The organism is uncultured Nitrospira sp., from assembly GCA_902500695.1.
Classification (GTDB): domain Bacteria; phylum Nitrospirota; class Nitrospiria; order Nitrospirales; family UBA8639; genus Nitrospira_E.
Window position 1 is genome coordinate 55,276 of the sequence record CABVRQ010000003.1, and the last position, 15,900, is coordinate 71,175.

Sequence of the window (15,900 nt, forward strand, 5' to 3'; positions counted from 1 at the left end):
GTTGAAGAGCAAAAGCGGGCACTGGAACTTGGCCGACGTTTGTTGGAACAAGAATTTCGGCGACACAATCTTCCCGTCGCGCAATCTTTGAAGTCTGATCGCCTCTCGTCAATGGCTAAGGCAAAGGGCAGTGAAACGGTGGACGAATTGATTCGGCAGGTTGGATTTGGCCGATTGTCCCCGGATCAAATTGTCAGTCATTTTTACGAGGAGGCTGAACAAGAGCCTTCGCATTCCACGAAAGGTGTCCCTCTCATCCCTCAGCAAAGAATGCCTGGTCTTCTTCGTGAGGGGTCTGTGAAGTTCGGGGGAACCAAAGATGTCTTGATGCAACTCTCCAAGTGTTGTAAGCCTGTTCCCGGTGAGCCGATTCGTGGATATATTACCCGTGGGAGGGGGTTGACTATTCATGCGATCGATTGTCCGAACTTTCAATCATTAGAATGGGATCACAATCGATTGGTGGAGGTGGAGTGGGATTCTGAGCTTGATGGCACCCATTCAGTTGAAGTGTCAGTTTTAACCCTGGATCGAACTGGAGTCTTGGCTAAGGTTTCCGCTGGAATTTCTCAATGTCAAGCCAATATTACCAGGGCGGAGATTTCTACCAGGGAGGATAGAAAGGCCGTATTAGATTTTGTCATCGAAGTTAAAAATACTGCACACCTTGAACTTATACTACAGGAAATCCAGCGGGTTGACGGCATTCTTTCTGCCAAGCGGGTGAGGGGATGGTAGGTAATTGGTAGGGGCAGTTAAGAGGGGTTACGGTTCTGGAAAGGCAAGGCGATTGTTAGTCGGCCTCCTGGTAGGAGTTGCAGCTTTTCTGCTGTTCCGGCATTGAGTTCAAGGACCTGCCAAGACTGTTTGTACGAATAAAGGCGTGGGCAGTGGTCATCTATCCTTGTGCAAATAGGGACGTTTGCTTCAATGTGGATGATTGTTCCCTTCTGGTCCAGCCATAAGATATCAAGTGGGATCCTGGTGTTCTTCATCCAAAAGGTCCAATGTCCCGGTTCTGGAAAAATAAATAACATGCCATGATTTTCATCCATGGCGGTCCGATACATTAGTCCTTGAGCTCTTTTATCTAGGGTGTCTGCCACCTCGGCGAAAATAATGGCTCCCTTCGAGGTCGCGATGTTAGCAAGTCCGTTTTCCTGCCGGTCATGTATTTCCCCAAAAGCGTTTAAGTGAGATCCAATGATTAGCCCCATGGTTAAGCAAAAAGGCACGATCACCATCCAAGTTAAACATTGAAAATTCAGCCGGCTTCTCTGCTGGCTTGGTAAGGGTAGGTGAGTGCGCTTCATGAGGAAATCCATTTTTCATGAATGTGGCTTGGGGATGGAGGATTTGTCAAATAAGACATTCTCCTGTCTTAAAAAAGGCAGGGCAAGGGTCTTGACCAGACCATCTTTGGAAATTATAATGATTCGTTTACAAGTAGAGTGAATTTGTTCCGCTCCTGTTTTTAGAACAAAACACGAATGTTTTTGTTGTTGATCTGTACATGCAGGGGCTAATTTCTGCCTTGTTTGTCTTCACTTCAAAAAGATCTTCATCTTAATAAATTCCATGATGTAATTCCAAAACGGTTTAAGTAGAAGACGGTCCTACTCATTCAAAGGGCAGGTACCCAAGCGGTCAACGGGGGCAGACTGTAAATCTGCTGCCATCGGCTTCCAAGGTTCGAACCCTTGCCTGCCCACCATGACTGACTGAAAAGGACGGGATCTAGTGGTTATGATGAAAATTTTTGTAGAAAGTAAAGTTTTTCAATATAAAGTGGTTAAACCAAGCTGCGGGCGTAGCTCAGTGGTAGAGTTCCAGCCTTCCAAGCTGGCTGTCGCGGGTTCAAATCCCGTCGCCCGCTCCATTGTTTTTGGGTGGGCTTAGATTTGTGTGTCTTTTCGAGGCAAAGATTCTCGAGTGAGTGGTAGAGCCCATGTAGCTCAGTTGGTAGAGCACGTCCTTGGTAAGGACGAGGTCACGCGTTCGATCCGCGTCGTGGGCTCCAGCAACGATAACATTTTGAATTATTGTATAGCATTAAGGAAGAGGTAGGGCATGGCGAAGGCGAAGTTTGAGCGGAAAAAGCCGCATGTCAATGTAGGGACGATCGGGCATGTCGACCACGGCAAGACGACATTGACCTCGGCGTTAACCAAGGTAATGAGTGGTGCGGGTAAGGCCAAGTTCGTCCCCTATGATGAGGTGGCCAAGGCCAGTGAGAGCCAGGGCCGACGGGATCCGACCAAGATTCTCACCATTGCCATTTCGCATGTGGAATATGAAACGGATAATCGGCATTATGCGCACGTTGACTGCCCGGGGCATGCCGACTACGTCAAGAACATGATCACGGGGGCGGCGCAAATGGACGGCGCGATTTTAGTGGTCAGTGCTGCTGATGGGCCGATGCCGCAAACGCGGGAGCATATCTTGTTGGCGCGGCAGGTGGGCGTGCCGTTTATTGTGGTCTTTTTGAATAAAGCGGACAAGGTTGAGGACAAGGAGTTGTTGGAGTTAGTGGAATTGGAAGTGCGGGAGTTGCTCACGAAGTATGGCTTCCCGGGCGATGATGTGCCGGTGGTTATCGGGTCAGCGATCAAGGCCATTGAGGGGGATGAGAGTGAGGTAGGGGTCCCGTCGATTATCCGCTTATTAGAGGCCGTTGATAGCTACATCCCGACCCCGCAGCGGGCCATTGATAAGCCGTTTCTCATGCCGATTGAAGATGTCTTTACGATCAGTGGTCGCGGAACGGTGGTGACGGGCCGGGTGGAGCGCGGGGTGGTCAAGGTGGGCGATGAAATAGAGATTGTGGGGCTGAAGCCGACGCAGACGACGATTGTCACGGGTGTGGAAATGTTCCGGAAGGTGTTAGATGAGGGGCAGGCGGGTGACAATATTGGGGCGCTGTTGCGGGGCACGAAGAAAGAGGATGTGGAGCGGGGCATGGTGTTGGCCAAGCCGAAGAGTATTACGCCGCATACGAAATTCAAGGCGGAAGTGTATATTTTGACGAAGGATGAGGGCGGGCGGCATACGCCGTTTTTTAATGGGTATCGTCCGCAGTTTTACTTCCGGACGACGGATGTCACGGGGGTGGTGCAATTGAGCCCGGGGGTGGAGATGGTGATGCCGGGGGATAATGTGTCGTTTGAGGGCGAATTGATCTCCCCGATTGCCATGGAGCAAGGGGTGCGATTTGCAGTGCGAGAAGGGGGCCGAACGGTTGGAGCCGGGGTGGTCACGGAAATCGTCGCGTAAGAACATAGGGGTGTATCGATGAGAGTCATTATTTCTCTAGCGTGTGGAGATTGCAAGCGTCGAAATTATTCGACAATGAAAAACAAGAAAAACGATCCAGATCGCCTGGAAGTTAAAAAATATTGCCGTTTTTGTCGAAAGCATAGCCCTCACAAAGAGGTGAAGTGATTGATGGTATGGGTCATCTTAGGTTGCGTGCAGGTTGGAGGGGCATGGTGTCAACGGCTAGCACGTCGGTCTCCAAAACCGAAAGTCCGGGTTCGAATCCCTGTGCCCCTGCCATAATTGTTCGTGGAATTAATGTGCATAAAATGTGAGAGATATTTATTGTCGGGGTTTCAAAAAAGGCTGAGGGGGTAGGTCGTGTTTAAGAAGGTATGGTTTTCCATTACGGAATTTATGTCTGACGTGCGTGGGGAACTTAAAAAAATTTCTTATCCTACTAAGTCTGAGACGATCGGATCGACCACGGTGGTTCTGTTGTTTTGCGTGATCATGTCCCTGTACCTCTCTGTGGTGGATTCATTTCTCGTTTGGTTAATTAGCAGGGTTATTTAGCATCTAAAGAAGGGAATTCATGTCGAGTCATTGGTATGTCATTCACACCTATGCGGGATATGAGGGGCGGGTTCGGGCCGGAATTGTGGAGCGGGCGAATCAATTAGGAATGGCGGATTCTGTAGCGCAGGTCCTTGTTCCTACTGAGGATGTAGTGGAATTTAAAGAAGGAAAACGCCGAGCCTCTAAACGAAAATTCTTTCCCGGGTATGTTCTGCTTGAAGCGAACGGCCCGCTTGGGGATGAGGTCGTCGCTATGATCAAGGAGACCCCCAAGGTGACTGGTTTTATTGGTGGTGGAGCCAGGCCAATCCCGCTTGATCCTGAGGAGGTGGCCACGCTTTTAAAGCAGTTGGAGTCTGGCGTGACGGCCCCGAGGGAATTAGCGAATTTTTCAAAAGGGGACAATGTCAGAATTGTAGATGGGCCATTTTTGGGCTTCAATGGATTAGTGGATGAGGTTGATCAGGATCATGGTCGGGTTAAGGCGTTAGTTAGTATTTTTGGTCGCTCAACCCCGGTGGAGTTGGCGTTTTCCCAGGTTGAGCGGGTTTAGAATTAAGTGGAGTATTCCTTTTTTATTTTAAGTATTACGCAAGTCGATGCAAGGTAGGTGAAGGCATGGCCAAAGAAGTAACTAGTCAAATTAAATTGCAGATTCCGGCTGGAAAAGCCAATCCTGCTCCTCCTGTTGGGCCCTCCTTGGGGCAACATGGAGTGAACATTATGGAGTTTTGTAAACAGTTTAATGCTAGGACCCAGAAGCAGGAGGGAAGCATTATCCCTGTGGTCATTTCTGTCTATAAGGATAGAAGCTTTAGCTTCGTGACCAAGACTCCTCCGGCATCAGATTTACTGAAGAAGGCTGCAGGGATCATAAAGGGTTCAGGAATTCCTCATAAAAATAAAGTTGGAACAATCACCCAGGCACAGCTAGAGGACATTGCTAAGTTGAAGGTGGAAGATTTAAATGCCAGTGACATTCCATCTGCTATGAATGTGATTGCAGGAACTGCGAGAAGTATGGGCATTACGGTTGAGGGGTAAATAATATTGTGAGGCTTTTAACAGAGGGTATGCGCCGTGGGAAAGAAATTTGAATCGGCTTTAGCGAAGGTAACAAAGGCCCTGTATTCGTTGGAGGAGGCGAGTGACCTGGTTAAGCAGGCTGCTTTTGCCAAATTCGATGAGACGGTAGAGCTGTCACTTTGCCTGGGGGTAGATCCCAAGCGTGCGGATCAGATGGTTCGCGGGACCACGGTCCTTCCTCACGGAACGGGGAAAAAGGTCAGGATTTTAGTGATTGCAAAAGGAGAAAAAGAACAGGAGGCCCGGGAGGCTGGGGCCGATTTTGTAGGAAGCGATGACCTTTTGCAGAAAATTCAAGATGGGTGGCTGGATTTTGACTCCATGATTGCGACCCCAGACATGATGGGTGCTGTCGGAAGAATGGGGAAGGTTTTGGGACCACGAGGGTTAATGCCAAATCCCAAAACTGGAACGGTGACCTTTGAGGTTGGGAAAGCCATTCAGGAGATCAGAAGGGGGAGAGTTGAGTATAAGGTGGATAAGGCAGGCAACATTCATGTTCCTGTTGGAAAGGTGTCATTTCAGGGGCAACAAATTAGAGAAAATGCCCAGTCGGTTTTTGATTCCATCATGAAGGCTAAGCCCTCTTCCAGTAAAGGGAAGTATGTGAAAAGTGCGACATTATCCAGCACGATGGGACCGGGTATCCATCTGGACGGAGTCGCGATTGCAAAGCAGGTCAGTTGAAACTTTAATCTCAGCAGGTGAGTTCGAGGTATGAAAAAAACTGATAAAAATGAAGCTGTGGCAGTCATGCATGAACAATTTGCTCGTGCGCGGATTGCCATTGTAACAGAATGCGCAGGCATGCCCGTGAATCAAATTAATGATTTGCGAAAAAAACTTCGGCAGGCGAAGTCAAACTTCCATGTGGTGAAGAACACGCTTGCCGTAAGGGCTATTGGGGGAACAGGTCTTGTCCCTTTGCAACCCTTCTTTAGGGGGCAATCGGCATTGGTTATTGGATACGATGATCCGGTTTTGCCCGCGAAAGTTATTCGGGATTTTATTAAAAGCGAAAAATGTGAAGAGAAGTTGCTCCTTAAGGGGGCAATTCTGGACGGAGTCGAGCTGGATCCGGCTCGTATCTCGGCTGTGGCAGATTTGCCGTCAAAGGCAGAATTGTTGTCGATGCTGTTGTCGGCCTTCCAAGGGCCAATTCGAGGGTTTGTCGGGGTATTAGGGCAAATTGTAAGAAGTATTGTTGCGGTATTAGCCGCAATACAAGAAAACAAAACGCAGAAAGGAGAAGGGGAGATGAGCGCAACAGAGACTAAGATGTCAAAAGAAGATTTCATTAAGGTTATAGAGGGCATGAGTGTCCTGGAATTGTCGGATCTTGTTAAGGGTCTGGAGGATCGATTTGGTGTGACGGCAGCGGCGCCGGTTGGTGTCATGGCTGCTGCAGTGGGCGCTGCGGCTCCTGCCGCTGAAGAGCAGACGGAATTCACGGTAGTCCTGGGTGCTGCCCCAGCAGATAAAAAGATTCAAGTCATCAAGGTGGTGAGAGAGATAACTGGGTTGGGCTTGAAGGAAGCCAAAGACCTCGTTGAAGCGGCCCCGAAGGCGGTGAAGGAGGGCGTGTCCAAAGAGGAATCTGAAACTATTAAGAAAAAACTTCAGGACGTTGGTGCAACTGTAGAAGTAAAGTAGTGTTTCCCTCATTTTGAGGACTCGGTGTGGAGACTTAGGAAGTTTCGAGGGCCAGCAGGAAGCTGAGGTGGCCGTTAATCCTTAAGGAGACAGGAATGGGACAACCAGCCTTTGAGGGCAGTGTTCAGCGACATAGCTTTTCAAAAATTCGCTCACATATTGAAATTCCAGATTTAGTTGAAGTGCAGCGCCGATCTTATGAGGAATTTTTGCAAGCCGAAACATTGCCGGATCGTCGTGAGGACAAGGGATTGCATGCAGCGTTTAAAAGTGTGTTTCCCATTATGGATTATAACAATTCGGCCATTTTAGAATTTTCCAGCTATTCTTTGGGAACTCCAAAGTATGACACTAGGGAATGTATTGAGCAGGGAATGACCTTTGCCGCACCTTTAAAGCTTCGTGTGCGACTGGTCGTTTTCGATCAACAAGATAAAAGTGTGAAAAACAGGGTGTTGGATGTTAGGGAGCAGGAAGTCTATGTCGGGGAGCTGCCTTTGATGACCGACCGTGGCACCTTTATGGTGAATGGCACGGAGAGGGTGGCAGTGAGTCAGTTGCATCGATCGCCTGGTCCATCATTTGGCCATGATAAGGGCCGAACGCATTCAAGTGGGAAGGTTTTGTTTTCAGGTCGGATTATCCCTTATCGAGGGTCGTGGCTGGATTTTGAATATGATGCCAAAGATATTTTGTATGTACGAATTGATCGTCGAAGGAAGATGCCGGCAACCATTTTATTAAAAGGTTTTGGTTTTAGCACGGATGATCTTCTTAAGATGTATTACCCCGTAGAGGAAGTGCGCGTCGATAATGGTGCTCTGCTCCGCAAGCTGGATCCCGACATTCATGCAGGATTGAGATCTCCTTCCGACCTCTTTGAGAAGGGATCTGGCGAACTATTAGTCAAAGAAGGGGCCAAGCTCAATAAAACACTCATGGGGCGTATCCGTTCAGCTGGAATCAAAGAAATTCCTATCAAGCAAGAAGATTTGGTTGGTCGAGCCGTTTTAACCGAACTTGTTGATCCTGGGACTCAGGAAGTAATTTTAGAAAAAAACCAACGACTCACGGCACCGGTGATGGAGCGAATTCTTGAAAGCGGAGTTGAAGGATTTAAGGTTATTTACCTGGATAGCCCTACAACCAGTCCTGTCATTCTGGATACATTGGAAGCCGAGCGGACCAACTCAAAGGAGGAAGCCTGGGTCGAAATTTATAAACGCCTTCGGCCTGGGGAGATGCCATCCATTGAGTCGGCAAAGTTGTTGTTTGAAAATCTCTTTCTGAATCCAAAGCGGTACGACCTTTCTCCGGTTGGTCGGTTGAAAATGAACAAGCGATTTAACCTTGATTTGTCAATGGAGCAAAGGACGTTATCCGCTCAAGACATTGTCGAAGTGGTGCGATGTTTAGTGGATCTCAAGGCTGGAAAAGGTGCAGTTGATGATATTGACCATTTAGGAAATCGTCGTGTTCGTTCAGTAGGGGAGTTATTGGAAAATCAAATCCGTATTGGTCTGGCTAGAATGGAACGAAGCATTAAAGAGCGGATGAATCTGTTAGATATGGAAACCGTGTTACCTCATGACCTGATCAATGCGAAACCTATAGTCGGTGCCATTAAGGAATTTTTTGCCGGTAGTCAGTTGTCGCAGTTTATGGATCAAACCAACCCGTTGGCAGAGATTACCCATAAACGAAGGCTGTCTGCATTAGGGCCAGGTGGTTTGACAAGGGAGCGTGCAGGTTTTGAGGTGCGGGACGTTCATCCGTCTCATTATAGTCGTATTTGTCCTATTGAAACTCCAGAAGGACCAAATATTGGGTTAATTACGTCATTAGCTACATACGCTCGGATCAATGAGTTTGGATTTATTGAAGCTCCATTTCGGAAAGTTAAAAAAGGTCGGGTAACAGACGACGTTGAATTCCTCTCGCCATTGGATGGAGATCAGGTTGTTATCGCTCAAGCTAATTCAGTGATGGATAAGGATGGGACGCTCACGTCGGAAACGATTACGGCCAGAGAAGCAGGGGAATTTGTGACCACGACCCCCGATAAGGTGGACTATCTTGATGTATCTCCTAAGCAGGTGGTCAGCGTGGCGACTGCGTTAATTCCCTTTCTTGAGCATGATGACGCCAACCGGGCGCTTATGGGTTCGAATATGCAACGCCAGGCAGTCCCCACAATTAAAAGTGAGGCCCCTTTGGTCGGAACGGGAATGGAAGCTGTCGTAGCAAGAGATTCTGGATATTTGGCTATCGCTGAACGAGATGGGATTGTTGAGTCGGTAGATGCGAGAAGAATTGTCGTAAGAACCGGACTCAAAGAAAAGGATGACAAGAAAAAAGGTTCCCGTATTCTGGATACCTATGATTTGATTAAATTTCAGCGGACGAACCAAAATACCTGTATCACCCAAACCCCCATTGTTCGAATCGGGCAGCCGGTCAAGCAAGGTCAAGTGCTAGCGGATGGTCCAGCGATGGATCGCGGAGAATTGGCGTTGGGGAAAAATGTGCTCGTCGCCTTTATGCCCTGGGGTGGCTACAACTATGAGGATGCCATTCTTTTAAGTGAGAAAATGGTAAAAGAGGATGTGTTTACTTCTATCCATATCGAAGAGTTCGAAGTGGAGGCGCGTGATACGAAGTTAGGAAAAGAAGAAATCACACGCGATATTCCTAACCTTGGGGAAGAGGCGCTTCGAAATTTGGATGAAAGTGGCATTGTGCGAATTGGTGCCGAAGTCAAGCCTGGCGATATTCTTGTTGGAAAAGTCACGCCTAAAGGAGAGACGCAGCTGACGCCGGAAGAAAAATTGTTGCGTGCGATTTTTGGGGAAAAGGCTGGAGATGTGAAGGATACATCGCTTCAGGTTCCCCCAGGAATTGAAGGTATTGTCGTGGACGTCAAGATTTTCTCGCGAAAAGGTGTAGATAAAGATGAACGGTCTCGGACAATTGAGACGGATGATCGCGTCAAAGTCGAGCGGGACTATCAGGAAGAATTGCGAATTATCGAAGAAGAGCGAAATCGTAAGATTCGAAAGTTATTGCTTGGGCAATTTGTCGGGCGGGATTTAATGGATCCTGATAGTGGAGAAGTGATTCTAAAGAAAAAAGGGCGTATTACGGCTGAAGTTCTTCGTAAATTGTCTGATGATGATGCGCGTCGGGTGATTCTAGCTGACGCTGAAGAACAGAAAAAACTTGATGAAATTGAGCGGGAAGCGAAAGACCAAATCGAAATCTTGCAGACCCAATACGATGAAAAGGTTGGTCGTCTTCGACGTGGCGATGAATTGCCGCCTGGTGTCATTAAGCTTGTTAAGGTGTATTTAGCGATTAAGAGGAAAATCGCCGTTGGCGATAAAATGGCCGGTCGCCATGGAAATAAGGGCGTCGTTTCAAGAATCATGGCCGAAGAAGATATGCCGTATCTCCCTGATGGAACGCCCGTTCAAATTGTCCTGAATCCGCTTGGTGTTCCCTCTCGAATGAATGTAGGGCAAATTCTGGAGACGCATTTAGGCTGGGCGGCCAAGGCTTTAGGAATTCAGGTTGAGACCCCTGTTTTTGATGGGGCATCGGAAAAGGAAATTAAAGGGTTATTGAAAAAAGCAAACCTCCCGGAATCAGGGCAATCGGTTGTGTATGATGGCCGGACAGGAGAACCGTTTAAAAGTCCAGTCACGGTGGGGTACATGTATATGTTGAAGCTCCACCATTTGGTGGACGATAAGATTCACGCTCGCTCAATAGGGCCGTATTCATTGGTGACGCAGCAACCGCTTGGAGGAAAAGCTCAATTCGGTGGTCAGCGCTTAGGAGAGATGGAGGTCTGGGCTCTTCAGGCGTATGGGGCGGCTTCCACCTTGCAGGAATTTTTGACGGTTAAGTCGGATGATGTGCCTGGACGGTCACGCATGTATGAAGCGATCGTGAAGGGAGAGAACTTCCTTGAGCCGGGTCTTCCGGAGTCCTTTAATGTGTTAGTAAAGGAATTACAGAGTTTGGGGTTGGATGTGGAGCTGATCAAATCTGCTGATTAGACGGGTAGTCTGATTCTGCAATCCCATCATTCAACATAATCGGAGGAACGAACTTGGACAGTATCTATTCGCTTTTTGAAAAACCTCGTGACGCAGTTTCGTTTGATGCCATGCGGATTCGTATCGCCTCGCCCGAGAAGATTCGCTCGTGGTCTTACGGCGAGGTAAAAAAGCCTGAGACGATCAACTATCGGTCCTTTAAGCCTGAACGTGATGGGTTGTTCTGCGCAAAAATATTCGGACCAACGAAAGATTGGGAATGTAATTGCGGTAAATACAAGAGGATGAAGCACCGCGGTATTGTATGTGATAAATGCGGAGTGGAAGTCATTCAATCAAAAGTTCGACGTGAGAGAATGGGCCATATCGAATTGGCTGCTCCTGTTGCCCATATTTGGTTTCTCAAGGGTGTGCCAAGCCGCATTGGGATCCTTTTGGATATGAGTTTAAAGCAGCTGGAGAAGATTCTATATTTTGAGGCTTACGTGGTCCTGGATCCAGGCAATACAAATTTGAAAGAGCGCGAACTTCTGACTGAGGAAAGATATCGTGAGTGCGTTGAGGAGTATGGGGCCAATTCTTTCAAAGTGGGTATTGGAGCTGAAGCTATTCGTGAATTATTGCGCAAAGTTGATATAAATGCTTTGTGGGATGAGCGGCATGTCAAGATTAAAAGTACGACCTCTGCGGCTGTAGGAAAAAAACTTACGAAACGATTGAAGGTCATTGAGGCGTTTCATAAGTCTGGAAATAACCCGGAATGGATGATTATGGACGCCATTCCTGTGTTGCCACCGGAGCTTCGCCCACTGGTACCCTTGGATGGAGGGCGGTTCGCAACGTCGGATCTTAATGACCTCTACCGGCGGGTAATAAACCGCAATAACCGTCTAAAGCGACTTGTGGAATTGAAGGCCCCCGGTGTCATTATCCGCAATGAGATGCGTATGCTGCAGGAGGCGGTCGACGCGTTGTTCGATAACGGCCGTCGGGGTCGGGTCATTCGTGGTGCCAACAAACGTCCTTTGAAATCCTTGAGCGATATGCTTAAAGGCAAGCAGGGTCGATTTAGGCAGAATCTCTTGGGGAAACGGGTCGATTACTCGGGGCGCTCGGTAATTGTGGTTGGTCCGGAATTGCGGCTTAACCAATGCGGGTTGCCTAAAAAAATGGCTTTAGAATTATTTAAACCGTTCATCTTCCATAAATTGGAAGAACGTGGTGCGGCGACCACGATCAAAAGTGCCAAGCGTTTGGTGGAGAAGGAACGTCCCGAAGTCTGGGATGTCCTTGATGAGGTCATTCGGGAGCATCCGGTCATGTTGAATCGTGCTCCAACGCTTCATCGTTTGGGGATTCAGGCCTTTGACCCTATTTTGGTTGAAGGGAAGGCTATTCGTCTTCATCCGTTAGTCTGTGCGGCCTTTAATGCCGACTTTGATGGGGATCAAATGGCTGTGCACGTTCCGCTTTCAGTTGAAGCCCAAATTGAATGTCGGGTATTAATGATGGCGGCAAATAATGTCCTTTCACCTGCCAATGGCCGACCCTTGTCCATTCCATCTCAAGACATGGTATTAGGGTGCTATTGGCTGACAAAGGATCGCGATGGTGCTCGTGGAGAAGGGAAGATCTTTTCGTCCACAGAAGAAGTTCGGATTGCCTATGATTCGCAGGAAGTGGAAGAGCAGGCGAGGGTTAAAGTGCGAATTGATGGAGATATGATCGATACCACGGTTGGGCGAGTCATTCTTTCTGAAGTTCTGCCGGCCAGTATGCCTTTTTCGCATGTGAATCAGCTTATGACGAAAAAAGAACTGACGAAATTGGTTGATCGTGTTTATCGTCAAGCCGGCTTACATGAAGTGGTTGTCATGCTTGATCAATTGAAAGATTTAGGGTTCTCCTATGCAACCAAAGCTGGCGTATCTATTTGTATCGACAATATGCATATTCCTTCTCGAAAAAAGGAATTGATAGAGCGGGCAAAAGGAGATGTTTCTCAAGTTCATGAGCAATACAGTGAAGGCTTGATTACTAATGGGGAGCGATACAACAAGGTTATCGATATTTGGGCTCATGTAGGTGAGGAAGTCGCCATTGAAATGATGAAGGAAATTAAAGAAGGAGGAGGGCGTGGTGCAGCAGAAGGCCTAAATCCTATTTTTATGATGGCGGATTCAGGTGCCAGGGGAAGTTCGCAGCAAATTCGGCAATTGGGAGGAATGCGCGGTCTTATGGCAAAGCCTTCAGGCGAAATTATTGAAACTCCTATTACCGCGAATTTTCGGGAGGGTCTCACTGTTCTGCAGTATTTTATTTCGACTCACGGAGCACGGAAGGGGTTGGCCGATACAGCACTCAAGACAGCAAATTCCGGATACCTCACTAGGCGCCTTGTCGATGCGGCCCAGGATGTGATTATCAGTGAGCCTGATTGCTTTACAACCGACGGAATTATTGTTTCGGCGTTAGTAGAGGGTGGAGAAGTGATTCAACCCCTGGATGAACGTATTCTTGGTCGGTTGACAGCTGAGGACCTGCTCGACCCTGTCACGCAGGAAGTAATTGTTAAAGCTCATGAGGAGTTAGAGGAAGAGCTTTGTAAGACCATTGTTGAAGCAGGAATAGATCACGTAAAAATTCGGTCCGTTCTCACATGCCAATCTCGATGGGGGGTGTGTGCCAAGTGCTACGGTAGGGATTTGGCGCGTGGTCGGCTTGTAGAAATGGGTGAGCCTGTTGGGGTCATCGCTGCTCAATCCATTGGAGAGCCAGGGACTCAGTTGACAATGCGGACCTTCCATATTGGAGGCACGGCCAGTAAGGTTGTGGAGCAAACTGTTCTGGCATCGAAGCATGATGGCACGATTAAATTTTTAAGCTTTGATGCGAAGAAAAATGCGGATTTTTATAATCCAAGCATGGCGGTAAAAACCCGGCAAGGGGATTGGGTCGTCATGGTACGAAATGGCAAGGTTGCGGTAATTGATGAAACTGGTCGCGAGCGTGAAAAATATCCTGTGGTGTATGGGGGAAAAATAAAAGTCCCTGATGGAGGAAAGGTCGAAGTTGGGCAGAAGTTTGTGGAGTGGGATCCTTATTCACTCACAATTTTGACTGAAGTGGGGGGAAGGGTGGCTTTCGGTGATATTACCGAAGGAGTCACCATGAAAGAAGAGGTGGATGAGGTCACGGGTTTATCCCGCCGTGTGGTCATCGAGCAAGCAGGGACCAATTTGCGTCCACGCTTGTCTGTTAAGGACGAATCAGGGAAGACCGCGAAGCTTTCTTCTGGATCGCCTGCACGATACCTTCTGCCGGTAGGAGCTCATATTTTTGTGGAAAAAGGCTCGACTTTATATCCTGGTGATGTGTTGGCGAAAATTCCTAGAGAAACCACTAAGACAAAAGATATTACCGGAGGGTTGCCTCGAGTGGCCGAATTGTTTGAAGCAAGAAAGCCCAAGGAACATGCCGTGGTCACTGAAATTGATGGAGAGGTGTCTTTTGGTGGTTTTGTGAAAGGCTTACGGAAGGTTGTCGTGGATAACAAGATTGGTGATGTGAAAGAGTATTTTATCCCGCGTGGCCGACACGTAAATGTTCATGAAGGGGATTGGGTGAGAGCTGGTGAGCCCTTAATGGATGGGTCTGCTAATCCGCATGATATTCTAAGCGTCTTGGGGCCAAGGGAATTGCAAAAGTATTTAGTTGATGAGGTGCAGGAGGTTTACCGTCTTCAGGGAGTTGTGATTAATGATAAGCACATTGAGGTAATCACCAGGCAAATGCTGAAAAAGGTGAGAATCGAAGATGCAGGCGATAGTTCCTTCTTGCCTGGCACTCAGGTCAATAAATCTGTTTTTGACGATGAGAATGAGAGGGTCCTTTCTGAAAATGGGCAGCCAGCGTTAGGTAAGCCTGTCTTGTTGGGAATCACGAAAGCCTCCCTGAGTACTGACAGTTTTATTTCTGGTGCCTCTTTCCAGGAAACAACGAGAGTTCTTACGGAAGCTGCCATTAATGGACGTACGGATGACTTGCGTGGATTGAAGGAAAATGTGATTGTCGGCAGGCTGATTCCAGCGGGAACAGGCTGGGGGGCTTACCGCGAAACTTTTGTCCCAAAGCGAGCCGAAGACGGAGTTCTGTCATCAGAGGATCAATCAAGTTTAAGTAAAGTACATTCGTCAAGTGATAAATGAAATTAAATGATGCCATTAGGATGAAAAATAATCTTGACATAATGCAAGTGAATCTATAAGATCATCAGGTTCGCCTCAATGATTATTTGTTCTTTAAATTTCTAAAAATTAAAATGTAATTGGAATTAAAATGCCAACAGTTAACCAATTGATACGAGTCGGCCGTAAGGCAATTAAAGTAAAGAGTAAGAGCTCTGCTTTAAATCAGTGCCCTCAGCGAAGAGGTGTGTGTCTTCGAGTGTATACAACGACGCCTAAGAAGCCAAATTCTGCATTAAGGAAGGTGGCGAGGGTGCGATTGACGACAGGCCTTGAGGTAACTGCATATATACCAGGTATGGGTCATAATCTTCAGGAGCATTCAATTGTTTTGGTTAGGGGTGGTAGGGTGAAAGACCTTCCTGGTGTCAGGTATCATATGATCCGTGGGGCGTTGGATGCCGTCGGGGTTGCTAACCGGAAGCAGGGGCGATCGAAGTATGGAGCAAAGCGACCCAAGTAGCAGGTATCTCGCTTTTACCTTCGCTTATTTAATCTAAAACTCGCTAATTTTTTAGGGGAAAAAATGCCACGTAGGCCACTCGTTCTTCGTCAAAAGGTCGTTCAGGATGCCAGGTATAAAGATCAGGTTGTTGGGAGATTTTTAAATATTCTCCTTCAGGACGGAAAGAAGAGTACGGCTGAAAGGGTTTGTTACGGAGCATTTGATATTGTTAGAGATAAGACTGGGGATGAGCCTCTTAAGGTTTTTCATGCTGCGCTGGGAAATGTCAAGCCAATGGTTGAGGTGAAGTCGAGGAGAGTGGGTGGCGCATCTTATCAGGTGCCTGTTGAGATTCGTCCTGTTCGGCAGGTGGCCTTGGCGTTGAGGTGGATTAAGCAAAGTGCTTTGGCTCGAAGTGGTAAAAGTATGAGGGAGAAGTTGGCAGCGGAACTCATGGATGCTGCTAATAATAATGGTTCGGCAGTAAAGAAGCGGGATGAGACGCACCGGATGGCTGAGGCAAATAGGGCGTTCGCGCATTACCGGTGGTAGGTTTTTTTGTCTTGGTGCT

The 15,900-nt window shown here is 47.7% G+C and carries 13 protein-coding genes, 4 tRNA genes and 1 pseudogene; 17 read left to right on the forward strand and 1 reads right to left on the reverse strand.

The features are described from left to right. Positions 1 to 738 (forward strand): ACT domain-containing protein (locus AAH187_RS01205; RefSeq protein ID WP_342346605.1); only part of this gene is annotated, 738 nt, incomplete at its 5' end. A gap of 17 nt (positions 739 to 755) precedes the next feature. Here AAH187_RS01205 and AAH187_RS01210 read toward each other — a convergent pair. Then, entirely contained in the window at positions 756 to 1,313 is a 558-nt protein-coding gene (locus AAH187_RS01210; protein ID WP_342346606.1) for a DUF192 domain-containing protein, read from the reverse strand. Between the two features lie 316 nt (positions 1,314 to 1,629). On the opposite strand from AAH187_RS01210, the gene AAH187_RS01215 reads away from it, so the two are divergent. The 16 genes and pseudogenes from AAH187_RS01215 (at position 1,630) to rpsG (ending at position 15,881) form a co-directional block, all read left to right on the forward strand. After that, positions 1,630 to 1,714, forward strand: a tRNA-Tyr gene (locus tag AAH187_RS01215). A gap of 90 nt (positions 1,715 to 1,804) precedes the next feature. Beyond that, a tRNA-Gly gene (locus AAH187_RS01220) sits at positions 1,805 to 1,879 on the forward strand. A gap of 65 nt (positions 1,880 to 1,944) precedes the next feature. After that, positions 1,945 to 2,020, forward strand: a tRNA-Thr gene (locus AAH187_RS01225). Between the two features lie 50 nt (positions 2,021 to 2,070). Further along, positions 2,071 to 3,276 (forward strand): elongation factor Tu, encoded by a 1,206-nt coding sequence (gene tuf / locus AAH187_RS01230; RefSeq protein ID WP_342346607.1) that lies wholly within the window; start codon positions 2,071 to 2,073, stop codon positions 3,274 to 3,276. A gap of 18 nt (positions 3,277 to 3,294) precedes the next feature. Beyond that, on the forward strand, positions 3,295 to 3,444 hold the full coding sequence (gene rpmG / locus AAH187_RS01235) for a 50S ribosomal protein L33 (protein WP_342346608.1): 150 nt from the start codon (positions 3,295 to 3,297) through the stop codon (positions 3,442 to 3,444). A 38-nt stretch (positions 3,445 to 3,482) separates the two neighbouring features. Next, positions 3,483 to 3,558, forward strand: a tRNA-Trp gene (locus tag AAH187_RS01240). Between the two features lie 117 nt (positions 3,559 to 3,675). Then, on the forward strand, positions 3,676 to 3,834 hold the full coding sequence (gene secE, locus AAH187_RS01245) for a preprotein translocase subunit SecE (RefSeq protein ID WP_342346657.1): 159 nt from the start codon (positions 3,676 to 3,678) through the stop codon (positions 3,832 to 3,834). Positions 3,835 to 3,853: 19 nt separating this feature from the next. Continuing rightward, positions 3,854 to 4,390, forward strand: coding sequence for a transcription termination/antitermination protein NusG (gene nusG, locus AAH187_RS01250; RefSeq protein WP_342346609.1), 537 nt, complete (start codon positions 3,854 to 3,856; stop codon positions 4,388 to 4,390). 65 nt (positions 4,391 to 4,455) lie between these two features. Then, positions 4,456 to 4,881, forward strand: coding sequence for a 50S ribosomal protein L11 (gene rplK, locus AAH187_RS01255; protein WP_342346610.1), 426 nt, complete (start codon positions 4,456 to 4,458; stop codon positions 4,879 to 4,881). Positions 4,882 to 4,917: 36 nt separating this feature from the next. Continuing rightward, on the forward strand, positions 4,918 to 5,610 hold the full coding sequence (rplA, locus tag AAH187_RS01260; RefSeq protein ID WP_342346611.1) for a 50S ribosomal protein L1: 693 nt from the start codon (positions 4,918 to 4,920) through the stop codon (positions 5,608 to 5,610). Between the two features lie 30 nt (positions 5,611 to 5,640). After that, a pseudogene (gene rplJ / locus AAH187_RS01265) lies at positions 5,641 to 6,147 on the forward strand (50S ribosomal protein L10); the annotation flags it as partial. A gap of 54 nt (positions 6,148 to 6,201) precedes the next feature. Beyond that, positions 6,202 to 6,576, forward strand: coding sequence for a 50S ribosomal protein L7/L12 (gene rplL, locus AAH187_RS01270; protein ID WP_342346658.1), 375 nt, complete (start codon positions 6,202 to 6,204; stop codon positions 6,574 to 6,576). Positions 6,577 to 6,671: 95 nt separating this feature from the next. After that, positions 6,672 to 10,637: a DNA-directed RNA polymerase subunit beta gene (gene rpoB / locus AAH187_RS01275; protein ID WP_342346612.1), complete on the forward strand. Its 3,966-nt coding sequence runs from the start codon at positions 6,672 to 6,674 to the stop codon at positions 10,635 to 10,637. 110 nt (positions 10,638 to 10,747) lie between these two features. Then, entirely contained in the window at positions 10,748 to 14,845 is a 4,098-nt protein-coding gene (gene rpoC, locus AAH187_RS01280; RefSeq protein ID WP_342346659.1) for a DNA-directed RNA polymerase subunit beta', read from the forward strand. Positions 14,846 to 14,975: 130 nt separating this feature from the next. Next, entirely contained in the window at positions 14,976 to 15,347 is a 372-nt protein-coding gene (rpsL, locus tag AAH187_RS01285) for a 30S ribosomal protein S12 (protein ID WP_342346613.1), read from the forward strand. A 63-nt stretch (positions 15,348 to 15,410) separates the two neighbouring features. Next, a complete protein-coding gene (gene rpsG / locus AAH187_RS01290; RefSeq protein WP_312646252.1) occupies positions 15,411 to 15,881 on the forward strand; it encodes a 30S ribosomal protein S7 in 471 nt (156 codons plus the stop codon). The last annotated feature ends 19 nt before the right edge of the window (positions 15,882 to 15,900 follow it).